At 39.3% G+C, this 16,363-nt stretch carries 12 protein-coding genes and 3 pseudogenes; 14 read left to right on the top strand and 1 reads right to left on the bottom strand.

All coding sequences use genetic code 11. The features are described 5' to 3' along the window. Positions 1–27: 27 nt before the first annotated feature. The 6 genes and pseudogenes from K5Q34_RS11910 to tnpA all read left to right on the top strand — a co-directional run. Positions 28–111, top strand: a pseudogene (locus tag K5Q34_RS11910) (UvrB/UvrC motif-containing protein); the annotation flags it as partial. 185 nt (positions 112–296) lie between these two features. Continuing rightward, positions 297–6,362: a ZmpA/ZmpB/ZmpC family metallo-endopeptidase gene (locus tag K5Q34_RS01430; RefSeq protein ID WP_221864381.1), complete on the top strand. Its 6,066-nt coding sequence runs from the start codon at positions 297–299 to the stop codon at positions 6,360–6,362. 77 nt (positions 6,363–6,439) lie between these two features. Further along, complete coding sequence (locus K5Q34_RS01425) at positions 6,440–6,943, top strand: GNAT family N-acetyltransferase (RefSeq protein WP_221864380.1); 504 nt, start codon at positions 6,440–6,442, stop codon at positions 6,941–6,943. Further along, the gene (locus K5Q34_RS01420; RefSeq protein WP_221864379.1) at positions 6,936–7,403 is read left to right on the top strand and encodes an 8-oxo-dGTP diphosphatase; all 468 of its coding nucleotides are present in this window, start codon (positions 6,936–6,938) and stop codon (positions 7,401–7,403) included. The genes K5Q34_RS01425 and K5Q34_RS01420 overlap by 8 nt, the downstream gene beginning before the upstream one ends. 437 nt (positions 7,404–7,840) lie before the next feature. Further along, the gene (locus K5Q34_RS01415; RefSeq protein ID WP_221864378.1) at positions 7,841–8,710 is read left to right on the top strand and encodes a MerR family transcriptional regulator; all 870 of its coding nucleotides are present in this window, start codon (positions 7,841–7,843) and stop codon (positions 8,708–8,710) included. A gap of 197 nt (positions 8,711–8,907) precedes the next feature. After that, positions 8,908–9,380 (top strand): annotated as a pseudogene (gene tnpA / locus K5Q34_RS01410) (IS200/IS605 family transposase). Between the two features lie 93 nt (positions 9,381–9,473). Here the strand turns inward: tnpA and K5Q34_RS01405 are convergent. Beyond that, positions 9,474–9,614: a hypothetical protein gene (locus tag K5Q34_RS01405; RefSeq protein WP_221864377.1), complete on the bottom strand. Its 141-nt coding sequence runs from the start codon at positions 9,612–9,614 to the stop codon at positions 9,474–9,476. A 64-nt stretch (positions 9,615–9,678) separates the two neighbouring features. On the opposite strand from K5Q34_RS01405, the pseudogene K5Q34_RS01400 reads away from it, so the two are divergent. The 8 genes and pseudogenes from K5Q34_RS01400 to cutC form a co-directional block, all read left to right on the top strand. Then, positions 9,679–9,780 (top strand): annotated as a pseudogene (locus K5Q34_RS01400) (IS200/IS605 family transposase); the annotation flags it as partial. A gap of 390 nt (positions 9,781–10,170) precedes the next feature. Then, positions 10,171–10,449, top strand: a complete 279-nt coding sequence (eutM, locus tag K5Q34_RS01395) for an ethanolamine utilization microcompartment protein EutM (RefSeq protein ID WP_024390056.1) — start codon at positions 10,171–10,173, stop codon at positions 10,447–10,449. A 33-nt stretch (positions 10,450–10,482) separates the two neighbouring features. Beyond that, a complete protein-coding gene (locus tag K5Q34_RS01390; RefSeq protein WP_024390055.1) occupies positions 10,483–11,478 on the top strand; it encodes a DMT family transporter in 996 nt (331 codons plus the stop codon). A 3-nt stretch (positions 11,479–11,481) separates the two neighbouring features. Then, positions 11,482–11,766 (top strand): hypothetical protein, encoded by a 285-nt coding sequence (locus tag K5Q34_RS01385; RefSeq protein WP_024390054.1) that lies wholly within the window; start codon positions 11,482–11,484, stop codon positions 11,764–11,766. Positions 11,767–11,778: 12 nt separating this feature from the next. Beyond that, positions 11,779–12,075, top strand: coding sequence for a BMC domain-containing protein (locus K5Q34_RS01380; protein ID WP_024408818.1), 297 nt, complete (start codon positions 11,779–11,781; stop codon positions 12,073–12,075). A gap of 14 nt (positions 12,076–12,089) precedes the next feature. Then, the gene (locus tag K5Q34_RS01375; protein WP_024408819.1) at positions 12,090–12,407 is read left to right on the top strand and encodes a BMC domain-containing protein; all 318 of its coding nucleotides are present in this window, start codon (positions 12,090–12,092) and stop codon (positions 12,405–12,407) included. Positions 12,408–12,422: 15 nt separating this feature from the next. Continuing rightward, a complete protein-coding gene (locus K5Q34_RS01370; protein WP_221864376.1) occupies positions 12,423–13,784 on the top strand; it encodes an aldehyde dehydrogenase in 1,362 nt (453 codons plus the stop codon). Between the two features lie 32 nt (positions 13,785–13,816). Next, positions 13,817–16,363 (top strand): choline trimethylamine-lyase, encoded by a 2,547-nt coding sequence (gene cutC / locus K5Q34_RS01365; protein WP_105136056.1) that lies wholly within the window; start codon positions 13,817–13,819, stop codon positions 16,361–16,363.

Genomic DNA, 16,363 nt, shown 5'->3' with positions numbered 1-16,363 from the left:
GAAATATGTACTAGTTTAATTTTAACTGAAGCTCAGACCGCTGCAGAAGTACTTGACTTTGAATTGGCAGCCCAGATTCGTGACATGGTTATTGAGTTGAAAAATATGTAGTAAGAGTTGCTAAATTCAGTGATTTAAGTAGAATGAAATTACAATAGGCGGCAGGTAGAAATTGACCTGCCACCTTTTATAATACTTAAAATTTTTACTTGGGGACTTAGGGACAAAAAATTTGTCCCTATCCCTATAAAAGGTTATAATGGTTTCTATACTATTTAGGGAATAGGGGAGTTTTTATGAAAAATATTTTTGGTGAAAAACGACAGCGGTTCGGTTTTCGGAAACTGTCAATTGGACTTGTCTCGGCAGCTGTAGCAAGTTTGTTTTTTGCATCGTCGGTCGCAGCAGCACCGTCAGCTAGTGCTCAGTCTATCAATTATTCCTATGTGACAGAGCAAGAATTGACAGATGCAGAAAAGGAGTTGATTATTCGTGACTTGCCTGGCTTAGCTCAGGAAACGGATGCAAATTATTACCTGATCTATCGTCCAGCTACTGGCACAGCATCTACTCCATCGACAAGCACGTCTCAAGTTTTGCCAAATACTGGCTCCGTAGAAACCGGACTATTGGTGGCGGGCGGAGTGTCTCTCCTATTATTGGCTGTTAGATTTGGTAAAAAAGGTAAGAAAGAGTTGGCGGGCGTCATCCTTTTGACAGCTACGGGAGCAAGCTTCTTGGGTCCAACTAGCTCAGCATTGACGAGTCAAATCTTGGCTCAATATAACCATGCTATCGAAATATCTGCCGGACAAGCGTTACCGGCCCCAGCTGAGATTGATGGCTACGTTTATGTAGGATATTTGAAGGATAGCAAAGCTATTGAACAAACTACTTCGGAAGAGGAAAAAACAGCGGAATTCCCAGCTTCAGAAGGAATCCGTACAGAAACCATTGTCAACAAGACAGAGGCCATTCCATTTGAAATTCAAACCGTAGAAAATCCCCAATTATCTGCGGGGACAGAGCGAGTGGTACAAGAAGGACAGGATGGGGAGCGTACTGTAACGATTAAACAAGTCCATTCAAAAGGTCAAATTATTTCGGAAGAAGAGATTTCCTCGACGGTTACAAAAACTGCTGTTCCAAAGATTGTTGAAGTTGGTACAAAACAAGCAACCGATGATATTGTTACAGAAGTACCAGATACAGCGCCTAGTCACGAGTTACCTACCTTACAGATAACAGAAGAAGTATCTACCTACACGGAGTCTATTCCTTTTGAAACACAAGAAGTTGCTGATGACACCTTGCTAGAAGGTACAAGACAGATTGTGCAAGAAGGTAAAGCTGGACAAAAGACAATTGAGACAAAGAAAACCTACATCGACGGTATTTTAGTAAAAACAGAAACCGTTTCTGAAACGATTAACCAAACTGCTGCTCCACAGATTATCCATGTTGGAACAAGGCCAGTCACAAGTGTACCAGATTCGGCACCGAGCCATGAAGTTCCAACGATTTCTTTAACGGAAGAAACACTAACTCATACAGAAGCTATTGCCTTTGATGTGCAAGAAATCTATGATGCAAACTTGGCAGAAGGCAGCCGTGAAGTTGAACAGAAGGGACAAGCTGGTGTTCGGACAATCGAGACTAGGAATTATTATGCCGATGGTGTACTGATTAAATCCGAACAAGTTTCAGATGTAGTGACAAAAGCGCCAGTAACAGAAGTTGTAAGAGTCGGCACGAAAACAGCAGATGTTCTTGGAGTTGAAACCGTTGTCGCGACAGAAGAGCTTCCGTTTGAAACGATAGTCACAGAAACAGAAGAATTTTATGTTGGAGAAGAAAAAGTTGTTAATGAAGGTAAGGTTGGTTCTAAGGAAGTTACCACTACTTATCAGACAATCAACGGAGTCCGTCAACCAAACCCAACAGTGATTGAGAAAGTCCTTGAAGAGCCAACAACGAAAGAGGTTCTCAAAGGCACCAAGCCAATCGAGGGTACCGAATCAGACACAGAAACGGTTGACATCGCTTTTGAAACAGAGTATGTTGCTGATCCGACACTGCTAGAAGGTAAGACAAAAGTTGTAACAACAGGGGTAAATGGTTCTAAGACAGTTACAACAACTTACCAGACTATCAAGGGAGTTCGTCAGGAAAATCCTACTGTAACAGAAGAAATCACCAAACAACCAGTCAAGCAAGTGATTGCGCGTGGTACAAAAGTTGAAAAAGTCCCACAAGTGATTATCACAGACTTGGTTGAAAATGACGATGTCAAGTCAGCGACAATTAGCTACAAGTTGACAGACGAAACTGCCAACTTCCAAAGAGCTGTTGCTCTTCTCTATGATAATACAGGTGCCTTGGTACAGGAACAGGCCATTACAGATCCAAATGGCAAGTTGACACTTGAAAATCTTGATTTCTACACAGATTACACTGTTAAGACTAAGATTTTCTACACAATGGCAGAGCAGGAACAAAGCTCAGAACAAGAAGCTGTTCTTGAAAGCATGCGTAAATTTGATTTGGTCTACAAGAAGATTGAAATCAAGGATATTGATGCGGTGACTGTTTACCGTCGTAAGAATGGTAGCTACATCGGTCAAGAATTCTTGGAAGAACTGCCAACAACCACAGATGAATTGTTTATCAAGGTGACTTCAGACCGCTTCAAGGAAGTATACCTACCTGTGTCAAGCATTGAAGAAACAACCTTGAATGGCAAGGCAGTCTTCAAACTAGTTTCATCCTTTGATGAATTGGTGCAAGATAAGGATGCCAAATACATTGCCAACCGTGAGTTTTACATTCCGAAGATGGCGACGGATGCCAATACCTATACATCCTTCAAAGCTTTGATTGATGCTATGAAGGCAAATCCAAAAGGTACCTTCAAACTAGGAGCGCATTTGGACGCAAGTGAAGTTCCTGTTGGAGATGTTGCATCGTATGTGACCAACTTTAGTGGCACCTTGGATGGCTTAAATGACGGCTACGCCTTTTCTATCAGCAACTTGAAAGCACCATTGTTCTTTAACCTTGGTGGTAAAGTTCAAAACTTGGACATCAAAAATGCAAGCCTAAACACAACCTCTAAGAACCCACTTGCGACAATTGCTATCAATGCCAATGGAGCAACCATTACAAACGTAGCAGTAGAAGCAAGCCTTAAAGGTCCGCAACATGTTTCTGGTCTAGTTCATTCTGCAACCAACTCTACTATCAAGGATGTATCCTTTAAGGGTAGTATTGAAGTAACTGGAACCGATGCAAGCCTAACTGGTGGTATCTTGGGTAACGGTACGATGGCAAGTGTTGGAAATGCTAAGGTTGATGCGACCATTACCCTTCCAGGTACGGCAAATCAAGTAGCTGGTGGTATCGTCGGTCGTACCATGCTTGTCTACGATGTACCAGGAAGTGTCTATAATTCTTATGCAACTGGTTCTATTGTGACGACTGAATCAGCTGCCATCGTCGGTGGAATCGCAGGTGCCAACCAAGTAACGGGTGCCTATGCTCCATATAGTGGTAATGTTAACAATGTTATCAGTGATATGACTGGTGCGACAAGCATTATCGGTCAACCAGCAAATCCAACTGGTAAGATTAAAGACGGTTTCACTACAATATCTGATAGCTTGACCAACGTCACCGTTATCACTGATGAAGAAGCGCAAGCAAAAGTGGAAGCTATGGCTATTCAAGCGACAATTGACGATTCAGTTCCGCTCAACCTAAACAACTATTCAGTAGATTACTTGACCTTGGATAAGGCACAGGCTGACCATGAAATTGCCTACTACAACATGGAGAAAATCTTGCCATTCTACAACAAGGAACTTCTTGTCTATTATGGAAACAAGATTGCGACAGATGATAAGCTAAACAAGGTTCGTTTGCTGGATGTTGTACCAATGAAGGACAATGCTGTAGTTGCTGATGTCTACGCTGAGAAGGCCAATATCAATAAGATTATGCTTCACTATGCAGATGGCACTGTGGATTACAAGACAGTTTCTTATCTAGAAGATTTCAAGAATAATCATGTGGTCGAGTACACCATTTCAGGTACGAACTTGATTTACACGCCAGAATCATTCTTGAATGACAGAAGTGCCCTTGTCAATGACTTGGTAAGTAGCCTTTCTTCGGTTGTCCTTGACTCGGATGCTATGAAGGCTATTATCAATTATCCAACGACTTTGAATGCGGATACTCAGACTGGCACAGCTAAAGACTTCTACTTTGGTGAAAGCTATGAACAAGTGATGGCCAACCTAGAGAGCAACGTTCGTAAGATTTTGGTTGCTAGTCTAAATGGTCAAGGTCAGGCTTCTGAAGACTACATCAAAGAGAAAATCACCAATAACAAAGAAGCCTTTGTGCTCGGTTTGACTTACTTGAACCGTTGGTATGACATCAACTTTGGAGAGATGAATACCAAAGATTTGACCATCTTTGAACCTGACTTCTTCGGAAATGATGCGGCGTCTGCCCTTGATATGATTCTTGCAATTGGTAATGGTGGCTATGATGTTCTTCGTGCCCACAATAACGTGACCACTTTTGCATCTATCATTGGTAAACAAAATAATCAGACCAAGCTTTTCGATATGCTGGAAGACTATCGTCAGCTCTTCTTACCAGAAATGACTAACAATGAATGGTTCAAACAAACCACTAAAGCCTATGTGGTTGAAGGTAAGTCTTTGATTCCAGAAGTGGCTGCTAAGCAGGAAACGACAGATACTTACAGCAAGTACAATGTCGGTGCCTACAGCAAGATTGTGAATGACACGGTGTCTAACCCAACTTGGAAGTACAACCACATGCTCTTGCCACTCTTGACCCTGCCACAAGAAAATATCTTTATCATCACCAACATGAACACCATCGCGATTGGTTCATATGAGCACTATGTAGATGATTATTCAACAGTGGAAAATCGTGATAAGGTTCGTCAGATGGTTGATTTGGCGGCAGAACGTCAGCGTGATAATGCAGACTTCTGGTATAAGATGATGGACGAAGCCAACCGTGACAAGCTCTTCAGATCTGTCCTCAATAACGAAGGTTACATGATGTATGGTCCAGACGGCACGAAGTCTTATCGCAACTTGACAGCCGATGTTGATGCTATCCAAGATTTCTACGGCCCTATCAACAAGTGGTACCGTGAGCATCCGTCTATTAAGACTGCCTTTGCGGATGGAAGTGAGACCTACTATATCACTTACGATATGCTGTCAGATTATGGCACAGCCCTTTATACCCACGAAATGGTCCACAACCAAGATGGCGATATTTATCTGAAAGGCTATGGCCGCCGTATTGGTCAAGGTATGGAAGTTTATGCCCAAGGTCTTCTGCAAAATGTCTTCAATGTCACTGAGATGAACCTTGGATTCAACGCTGTCTATAATAGCGATGATGCCAACCGTGTCCATGTCGGAGATCCAGTTGCACGTTTCAACAGCGAGGCTGATTTCAATGAGTATTACCATAATCAGTTCGATGTGCTTTACTTACTGGATTACTTAGAAGGTACAAACATTTTGGCTCAATCGGATGCAGCGAAGAAAGCATGGTTGCGTAAGATTGAAAACTACTATGTCCAAAATAATGGTGTTGATACCCATGCTGGAAACTCTGCGCGTGCATTGACAGATGACGAAGTTGCAAGCTTGAAGTCCTTCAATGATTTGATTGATCAGAGTATTATCGTTCAGCGCCAGTATGTGAACAATACAGCAAACACAAGCAAGAAGTGGGATCGAAACAGTTATGTCAGCGTTCCAATGTTTGCAGCTAACTTCTCAGCCCTTTCAAACTCAAAAGGTTCACCAGGCGACATCATGTTCCGCCGTATGGCCTTTGAATTGATTGCAGCTAAAGGCTACACAGATGGTTTTGTGCCGTATGCTTCCGGGCAGTTGTCTGACCTAGCTATGGAAAAAGGTTCTAAGATTTACGATACATGGACTAAAAAAGATGTTGGTTTGATTACAGACAATCTTGTCTTAGACTATGTATTCCAAGGTCAATATACTTCATGGGCTGATTTCAAGAAAGCCATGTTTACTGAGCGTTTGGAAAAAGCAGTAGCAGGCAAACTCAAGCCGTTTACCATGCAGTATGAACTAGGTGTTGCAAATTCTACCAAGGAAATAACCATCACAAGCTTTGAACAGTTGCAAAACTTGATGAAAGAAGCCATGGAGGCAGACATCCAAGCGAACAGCCTCAACTTGAACAATAGTCGTGTTCATGCACTCAAAGTGAAAGTTTATCAAGCCTTGATGAACTCTACAAATGACTTCAGAACATCGATTTTTAATTAAATAATTATTAACAAGTTGGTCTTGTGCCAACTTGTTTTTTAATGTATACTAGAGGAAAAAATTCGGAGGTATATTAGATGATGATTAAACCACTGGAAACGGAAAGTGAAATGCTAGGCAAGGCCTATGTTCATTGGAAATCGTGGCAGGAAGCCTATGCTGACTTGTTACCTCAGGAATTTTTAAAGAATACTTACACCTTAGAACGCTGTCAAGACTGGGCGGTTCGGTATCCTCAGAATATCCTGATTGCTGTGATGGATGATAAGGTGGTTGGCTTTGCCTGTTACGGCTCGTCTAGTCAGGAGGATTTGCCAGGAGCAGGGGAGCTCTACGCCCTCTATGTCTTGGCGGACTATTATGATCAGAAGATAGGCTACCAGCTCATGCAGGCGGCTTTGGCAAAATTGCAGAGCTACGAAACCGTTACTCTCTGGGTATTGGAGGGGAATGCGCGTGCCATTGCCTTCTATGAAAAAGTTGGCTTCCGATTTGATGGTGTCAAAAAAACGGTCAATTTAGGTGGGGAACGTACAGAATATAGAATGATTTTAAAACAGAAAGAGAGAAAAAATGGCTAGAAAAGAAATGGTCACTTTGACTAACATGTGTCTAATCGAAGATAAGGAAGGGAAGGTCGTTGTACAGATTCGAGATCCCAAGCGTTATCGTTGGTCTGGTGTTGCCTTTCCAGGTGGGCATGTTGAGGAAGGTGAGAATTTTTATGACTCGGTTGTTCGGGAAGTTGAGGAAGAAACTGGCCTGGTCATCACAAATGCTCGCCTGGTTGGTGTTAAACATTGGCCCGACAAGGAAGGGCATCGCTATCTGGTCTTTCTCTATAAGGCGACGGAGTTTACTGGAACCCTCCAATCAACTGAAGAGGGAGAGGTGCGTTGGGTCAAGAAAACAGACTTACCGCAGATGGACTTAGCCTATGATTTGCTAGAAATCCTAAAAGTCATGGATGATCCAGATTTTTCTGAGTTCTTTTATACTCGAAAAAATGACGATGGAGATTGGGATAGGAATTTTAGGTAGAAGCTAGAAATAGCTTCTTCAGAACGTAGACAAACTCCTAAAAATATATAAAATTGAAGAAGTTTGCGAAAGATAGCAAATTATTAAACTCTTAGAAACATTTATATTTCGGCGTTTCTGAGAGTTTTTTATTTTCAACATAAAGAAAAAAGATTGAAGAAAATTGTCCAAAATGGACTTTTTCTTCAATCTGAGCTTCTTTTTTATTTGTGTTGTAATTCGCAGGTATTATTATATAAAATAAGGAATTATTGGATATTGAACGGCTATTTATTACTTGATTTGTCTGTAATTTCGGTTGCCTAGTATATTTTTATTGGATATATATTCTTTTTTGAAATTAATAATTCTTTGTGAAAACGTTGACAATTAATAAATTGTATATTAAGATGAAGTCATATCGTATGCTTATATTACTAATAAAAAGAGGAGGGTGTATGGGAGTAGACAATCTATTTTCAATCGGTAGGGCAGCTGCAATGAGCTGTGTTTCAACGAAAACACTACGCTATTATGAAAGCTTAGACCTAATCCATCCTACGCATATTTCGAGTGAGAATGGATATCGGTATTATGATAAAGAAACTTTACTGTTGATACCGCTAATTAAGTACTATCAGCAAGTTGGTTTGAATCTAAAGAGAATTAAAGAGTTAATTAGTGTAGCTGGTTGTTCAACACACTATCATCATCTCAAGAAAAGACGCGATGAGATAAATGCAGAACGTGAGGAGTTATCAATTGCGCTTTCATCAGTAGATGATTGGTTAGAGTTGATTATTGAGGGGGAATTATGTTTACAGAATCTGAAGTTATCTGCTATTTCAAAGTCTGAACCCATTATTAGTGTTAAATACTATTCCGAGCAGTCTAGTTATTGTTACCTTGAACAACCTTATCACTATAATTATAAGGAATCAATAATAAATCTTGAGTGGATAAGGCACTTAGAATCGCATAGCTTAGAGGTGTCGGGTCCTGTTATATTAAAATACAGTTCTTATCTAAGTAAGATGAACGGAGAAAGTGAGTTTGCGACAATTCTGCAACATTGCTTTCCAGAGTCAGAAAGCTTTTCAACTTTTGGAGGTTTCATGGCTTTGAGTTGCTATCATATAGGACCGTTAGAGTGTATAGGTAAAACATACGAGCGTTTGATAGATTATGCTGAAGAACATAAATATGATTTAAAAAATGAATGTTATGAGAGACATGTTATTGACTACTGGGTTACTCAAAATTTAGATGAATTTGTAACGGAAATCATTATTCCTGTTGTTACACAGGAGGAAATTAATCGAAAATAACATTTTATTAATGGAATGGATTGAGGATGATATAAAATATCATCTTCAATCTTTTTATTATGGCTTCGAGCCAGTTTTTCTCGTAGAGAAAAACAAGAAAACCACCAGCTATGCTGGTGGCTGACAAGGCTTTGAGCTTCCATTTCTTTTTCCTGATATAATCTAATTGTTCAGGTTAGATAAAGGAGGAAAAAGAAATGGCTAAAACCAGTTACAGTTTATCACATATCAAATGGATGTGCAAATATCACATAGTTTTCACGCCTAAGTACCGTAGAAAATCCATTTACTACAAAATTAGACAGGACTTAATTGATATTTTCCGTCATCTATGTCAATACAAAGGCGTGGAAATCATTGAGGGACACATGATGCAGACCATGTTCATATGCTTGTCTTGATACCTCCGAAACTTTCGATTTCCGATTTTATGGGATATTTGAAAAGCAAAAGTGCTCTAATGATATTTGATAAACATGCCAATTTAAAATATAAGTATGGAAATCGAAAGTTTTGGGCTAGAGGCTACTATGTTAGTACCGTTGGACTGAATGAAAAGACAGTTGCGAAATATATTCGCGAGCAGGAGAAAAATGACATTGCACTTGATAAATTGAGTGTCAAAGAGTATGAAGATCCATTTTCAGATGGCAGTTTTAGAACGAGATAAAAGCCCGTTGTTACGGGCATTAGTCAAGTAATTACAGCACTAACCTGAACGAAGTTCAGCGAACGTCTTTAGACGTCGCTGGAGAGAAACGGCTTATAGCCGGTGTACAAGCCACCCGTTTTCACGGGTGGTTATGACTATGGCTTCGAGCCAGTTTTTCTCGAAGAGAAAAACAAGAAAACCACCGGCTATGCTGGTGGCTGATAAGGCTTTGAGCTTCCATTTCTTTTTCATGTTATAATCTAATTGTTCAGGTCAGATCAAGGAGGAGTAAACTAGTCCAGTGGACTAGTTTAGCATGGCTAAAACTAGTTACAGTTTATCACATACCAAATGGATGTGCCAATATCACATAGTTTTCACACCTAAGTACCGTAGAAAATCCATTTACTACAAAGTCATAACCACCCGTTTTCACGGGTGGTTATGACTTTACAATTACAAAATACAGTAATTTTACCCATCTTCCAAACTTTTACCTAAGGATAAAGTTTTCCAAACAAATTTCTTGCAAAATATATAAAATTATGCTTGGTTATTAAAATTGTCGGAACGTTCTAATCAAAATAATAAGCATATTTGAGGTAAGTATCAATGTAAGAGATAGGAAAATAGTGAATTAATTCATAAATCTCGAAATAATAAAATTATTTTTGTAGATTATAAAAAAATAATTGACTTTGACTTTATGGAAGGGTTTACAATGTTACTGTAACAAGTATTTTATTGCTCTATTAAATGATTAACATAGTTATCAATTTAGTAAAAAATATATAAAGGAGGTAGTGTCATGAGTTCTGAAGCATTGGGAATGATTGAGACTAAGGGATTAGTCGGCTCAATAGAGGCGGCTGATGCAATGGTTAAAGCAGCAAACGTTACTTTAATCGGAAAAGAACATGTTGGTGGCGGTTTGGTAACTGTCTTGGTTCGGGGAGATGTTGGTGCTGTTAAAGCAGCAACGGATGCTGGCGCTGCTGCGGCACAAAGAATAGGAGAACTTATATCAGTTCATGTTATTCCACGTCCTCATAGTGAAGTGGAAACTATCTTGCCTACGACTAAATGAGTAGTGGTTTGCTAGAAATGGAAGGTCATTTGTATGGAACAAACAACAAGCGCTATTGCACAACAAAAAATGGTTGAAACGACTCGGAAATTCCATATTGCAGGTATCCGAAGCGGAGTTATTTCTGGCTTATTTTATGGATTATACTCATTTGTGATTATGATACTACAAGGTTTTGACCCCATTAAGTCAGCCGTAGGTATTCTAGCCGCACCCTTTGTAATGGGGGCGATTAACGATTTTCTCGGCGGATGTATGCTCTTATTAGGAGTTATAAAAAATGGAAAGTTTCAGGAGCTCGGCAGGACGCTGGCTACTAAACCTGGCAAAATAATGGTATTAGGTTATATTCTAGGAGGGCCAGTTGCAAATGGAGCTTATTTAGTTGGGTTATATTTGGCTGGTGCATTTGCAATTCCGATTTCAGCAACTACAGCAGCCTTTGGAGCACTTTTTTCCGCTATTTTCTTGAAGCAAAAATTAAATATGCGTGTTGTTGCGGGGATGTTGATGTGTGTCGCTGGTGCAGTCGTAATTAATCTAGTGAAGCCTGAAGGAGCTCCTAATTTCACTTTAGGAATTATTTTAGCGGTTGTAGCCGCAGTATGTTGGGGGCTAGAAGGAACTATTTCAAGTTTTGGTGGCGCGATGCTTGACTCAGAAGTTACAGTAACGTTACGCCAATTGGTTTCAGGTTTGATACAAATGGTTATTATTGTTCCAATTATCGGAGCTACCGGCTTGTTTACCGCTACACTAACCTCTCCATTCTTAGTATTCCTTTTATTAATTTCTGGGACTCTTGTAGGTATTTCATATATGGAATGGTATCGTTCGAATGCAATGGTCGGTACTGCAATTGGAATGTCATTAAATATCACCTACGCTCTCTGGGGTGTTCTGTTGAGTATTCTCTTCTTAGGACAACCAATTACTACAACAATCGTAGTTGGTTCACTTGTTATTATTGGAGGAGCGATACTAGTAACAACTAACCCATTGGATTTTTTTAGAAAAGAAAGGGAATAATCCATGAAATTATTACCAGCAAGGACTGCTGTACTTAATTATATGAACACTGTGGAAGAAGCAGATGTGTTCCAAGTTATGTCAGCTTTAAAATCTCAATTTGGAAATGAAAAACAGTTTAGGGAAGATTTATTCCTAGAACATTTAATGTCTTTGGAATGCAATGGTTATCTGGTTCAAACTGGATATGATTTAGATGAAAATGGTAACTTACGGATACGTTATCAAATAAACGATGACGGTAGGTATGCGGTAGAAAAATATATCGCAAAAGAATTTCGAAGCTAAAGGAGTAGAAAGATGAGATATCGTGGTGGTCAAGCCTTAGGGCTTGTTGAAACGGTTGGTTTAGTACCAGCTCTAGAAGCGTGTGATAAGATGTTGAAAGCTAGTAATGTTAAGCTAGTTTCATATGAAAATGTTGGCTCTACATTAGTAACAATAATGGTAGTTGGTGATGTGGCGGCAGTTGAGGCATCCGTAGAAGCTGGTGCACGTGCAGCAGATGCAATTGGGAAATTAACAGCGCACAATGTGATGCCTAGACCGATTTCGTCAGTTGGCGATATGGTTTCTGTACATGATATTGATAATTGATAAAGGAGCAAGCAATGGAAAGATATCAAGCGATTGGAGCAGTGGAGACATTCGGTCTTGTCTACGCACTTGAAGCAGCAGATGCAATGGTAAAAGCTTCAGACGTCGATGTTATTGCGTATGTTAATACTGCATCTGGCTATATTGCAGTAATTGTTCAAGGTGAGACTGCTGCTTGTAAAACAGCAGTAGAAGCAGGGGTTAAGGCGGTAGAAAAGATGGGGACTGAAGTATACAGTAGTGTCGTTATCCCAGGACCTCATGAAGATTTGAAGAAAATTATTGATCGATATTCATTGGAAATGATGTTCCCAGAAGAAACAGTAGAATAGGAAAGTGTGGACGATATGAGATATATTGACAAAGATTTGGAATCAATTCAAGAGATACGAAATTTGCTTCTGAACGGTCAAATGTCTTTTGTTCATCTGGAAAAGTACGGTCAAGAAGATTTAGATACCATTATCTCTATTTTTATAAAGTCTTTACAATCTAGTATGAGAGGTTATGTTCATGATTTTGTTGCAGGAAACGATTATGGCGTAGAAGAAGATGAACTTTTCTTGTGTACACATTTTATTAAACGTTTTGGTGAGACATTGCAGAATGAGAACTATGTTGGTATTATTGGTGGCAATCCCAAAGAAAAATGTATAAAAATTGGTGCTCCTCTAGGAGTTATTGCCGTTATGTTGCCCTCTCATCCAACATTTACTCTATTAGTAAACCTTTGCTTACTTGCAATGAAAACAGGGAATGCTATGATATTTATTGCCAATCAACGTTCTACGAAGGCAACTTTAGATAGTTTGAAAAAACTAATCATATTAGCAGAAGAGTCGGGATATTCAGAGGGTGGTATCAGTTTAGGAGAAACAATCAGTGATGCAGGAATAGTAGAATTATTGTCTAGTGATAAGGTTTCGCTCATTCTTAATATTGGATGTTCAGAATATATATCAAATAAGTTTGTTACAAACACTCCGTTAATATTTGGTGGAGAGTCATCTGGTCCAGTATTTATAGAGAGAAGTGCGGATTTAGAAAAAGCAGTTAGAGATGTTATTCACTCTAGGAGTTTTCAGAATGGGATTTTACCAGGAGCGGAACAGTTTCTTGTTACGGAAAATATTATTGCAGATCAAATTAAAGATAGTCTGAAAAGGAATGGCGCCTACTTGCTGTCAGATACAGAAACTGAGAATTTAACTAAATTTTTAAGACAATCAGAAAAAAATGTAAACAGAAGTTACATCGGAAAGTCAGCAATTTGGTTAGCAGAGAAAGCTGGTATACAAGTACCTCAGGGAACTAAGGTCCTCGTATCTATACAAGATTACATGAATGAAGAGGATTATTTTTGTCGAAAACTGCTGTGTCCGATAATAATAGTGTATTTAGAACCTGATTGGACATTGGCCTGTGTTAAGTGTATGAATCTATTAGACGAACTAAAAATAGGTCACACACTTACCATCCATTCCAAAGATTGGAAGATTATTAGAGAATTTGCTTTAGTCAAAAAAGTTGGAAGAATTGTCGTAAATGCTCCGACGGTATGTGTTGCGACAGGTATTGTTTCTAATTTTCCTACCTCATTAATTTTAGGTGGTATTACAACCGGTAAAGGATATAGCTCAGAAAACATTACGCCAAGACATTTGACCTATACCCGTCACGTTGGTTTTGAATTTAATGATAAGATTTAGTGTGATTGTTTAAAAGAGAGGAAGTATTCAATATGGATATGAAGGAATTTACAGCTAAGCTAGAAGAAGCTACAAAAAAATTAAGTGCTGAAGAGCGTGCTTCACTGGTGAAAATTTTCCAAAGTGTTTCAGATGATATTACAAAGCCAGAGGTTCATTTTACAAATGAAGTATCGCTTGCAGCGGAGGGGACAGAAGTTCCAGATGGGATTACACCTCGCTTGCAAGCTTTAAAAAATCAATATTTGAAAGCGCAACCAACCATTTCTTTACTTCGTGCTACGAATTTAACACGAATTTCTAAAGAAAACGAAGGTATGCCGAAAGCAATTCTACGTGGGACAGCTTTCAAGGAATTTTGTAAAATTGCACCTGTAGTCATTCAAGATAATGAATTGTTAGTAGGTGCACCTAACGGTGGTGCACGATTTGGTGCATTCTCACCTGATATATCGTGGCGTTGGTTGCGTGATGAAATTGATACTGTATCAACACGTCCACAAGATCCGTACGCATTGTCTGAAGAAGATAAAAAAGTACTGAGAGAAGAAATTTTCCCATACTGGGAAGGTCGTTCTGTAGATGAGGCTTGTGAAACACAATATCGTGAAGCTGGTGCATGGGAGCTTTCAGGTGAATCGTTTGTTTCTGATTGCTCATACCATGCTTGTTCAGGCGGCGGTGACTCCAACCCTGGTTATGATGTTGTAGGTATGCGTAAAGGGATGCTTGATATTAAAGCTGAGGCAGAAGCACACCTTTCAAAATTAGACTATGGAAATCCAGATGATTTGGAAAAAATTTATTTCTATAAAGCACAAATCCTTACTGCGGAAGGTGTGATGATTTATGCTAAACGCATGTCTGAACATGCAGCTGAGTTAGCGGCAAAAGAATTAAATCCTAAACGTAAAGCTGAGTTGGAAATGATTTCCCGTGTAAATGCTAATGTCCCAGCTCATAAACCAGAAACCTTCTGGGAAGCGATGCAATATGTTGTAACAATTCAACATCTGTTGCTGTGTGAAGAAAACCAAACTGGATTATCTATTGGTCGTGTTGACCAATATATGTACCCACTCTATAAACGTGATATTGAAGCTGGTCGAATGAATGACTATCAAGCATTTGAATTGGCTGGTTGTATGTTTATTAAGATGTCAGAAATGATGTGGCTTACTTCTGAAGGTTCTTCAAAATTTTTTGCGGGATATCAACCATTCGTTAACATGTGTGTGGGTGGTGTTACTCGTGAAGGACGTGATGCAACAAATGACTTAACTTATCTCTTGATGGATGCTATTCGACATGTAAAAGTATACCAACCTACTTTAGCGACTCGCATTAATAATAAGTCACCGCGGAAATATTTGAAGAAAATTGTTGATGTCGTTCGAGCAGGTATTGGTTTCCCAGCATGCCATTTTGATGATTCGCATATTAAAATGATGTTGGCTAAGGGTGTTTCAATGGAGGACGCGCGTGATTACTGTTTGATGGGATGTGTTGAGCCACAAAAATCAGGTCGTCTGTATCAATGGACATCGACAGCCTATACTCAATGGCCAATCTTGATTGAAACAACATTAAATCATGGAATCCCATTGTGGTACGGTAAGCCAGTTACCCCAGACATGGGATCTTTGGACCAATATAAAACGTTTGAACAGTTTGAAGCCGCTGTTAAAGAGACTATCAAATATGTTACAAAATGGACTTCTGTGATGACAGTTATTTCTCAGCGTGTCCAACGTGAATTAGCTCCAGCTCCTTTGATGTCTATGATGTATGAAGGAACTATGGAAAATGGTCGAGGTGTAAAATCTGGTGGTGCAATGTACAACTTTGGACCTGGTGTTGTTTGGTCTGGTCTTGCAAACTATGCAGATTCAATGGCAGCAATCAAGAAATTAGTATTCGAAGATAAGAAATATACTCTTGATGAATTGAATAAAGCGATGATAGCTGATTTTGAAGGATATGATCAAATTCGAGCAGATTGCTTAGCGGCACCTAAGTATGGTAATGATGATGATTATGTGGATTACTTTGCATCAGATATTATTGAATTTACGGAAGAGGAACATCGTAAATATAAAACACTCTATTCTGTCCTAAGTCATGGTACTCTATCTATTTCAAATAATACTCCGCTTGGACAGATTACAGGTGCATCGGCATCTGGCCGTCGTGCTTGGACACCACTGTCTGACGGTATTTCGCCAGATCATGGTATGGATACCAAAGGCCCAACTGCTATTATTAAATCTGTTTCTAAGATGGCCAATGAAAATATGAATATTGGTATGGTTCATAACTTTAAGATTATGGCAGGACTTCTTGATACACCACAAGGTGAGGAGAGCTTGATAACTCTCCTGAGAACAGCAAGTATCCTTGGTAATGGTGAGATGCAATTTAACTACCTTGATAATGCAATTTTGCTAGATGCACAACAACATCCAGAAAAATATCGTGATTTAATTGTACGTGTAGCAGGTTACAGTGCATTCTTTGTTGAATTGTGTAAAGACGTACAGGATGAAATTATTGCTCGTACAGTACTGACACGAATTTAA

The organism is Streptococcus sp. 2018110 (genome assembly GCF_019754115.1).
Classification (GTDB): domain Bacteria; phylum Bacillota; class Bacilli; order Lactobacillales; family Streptococcaceae; genus Streptococcus; species Streptococcus hashimotonensis.
The sequence above is the reverse complement of the archived record's forward strand: the minus strand, read 5'-3'. Positions and strand labels throughout refer to the sequence as shown.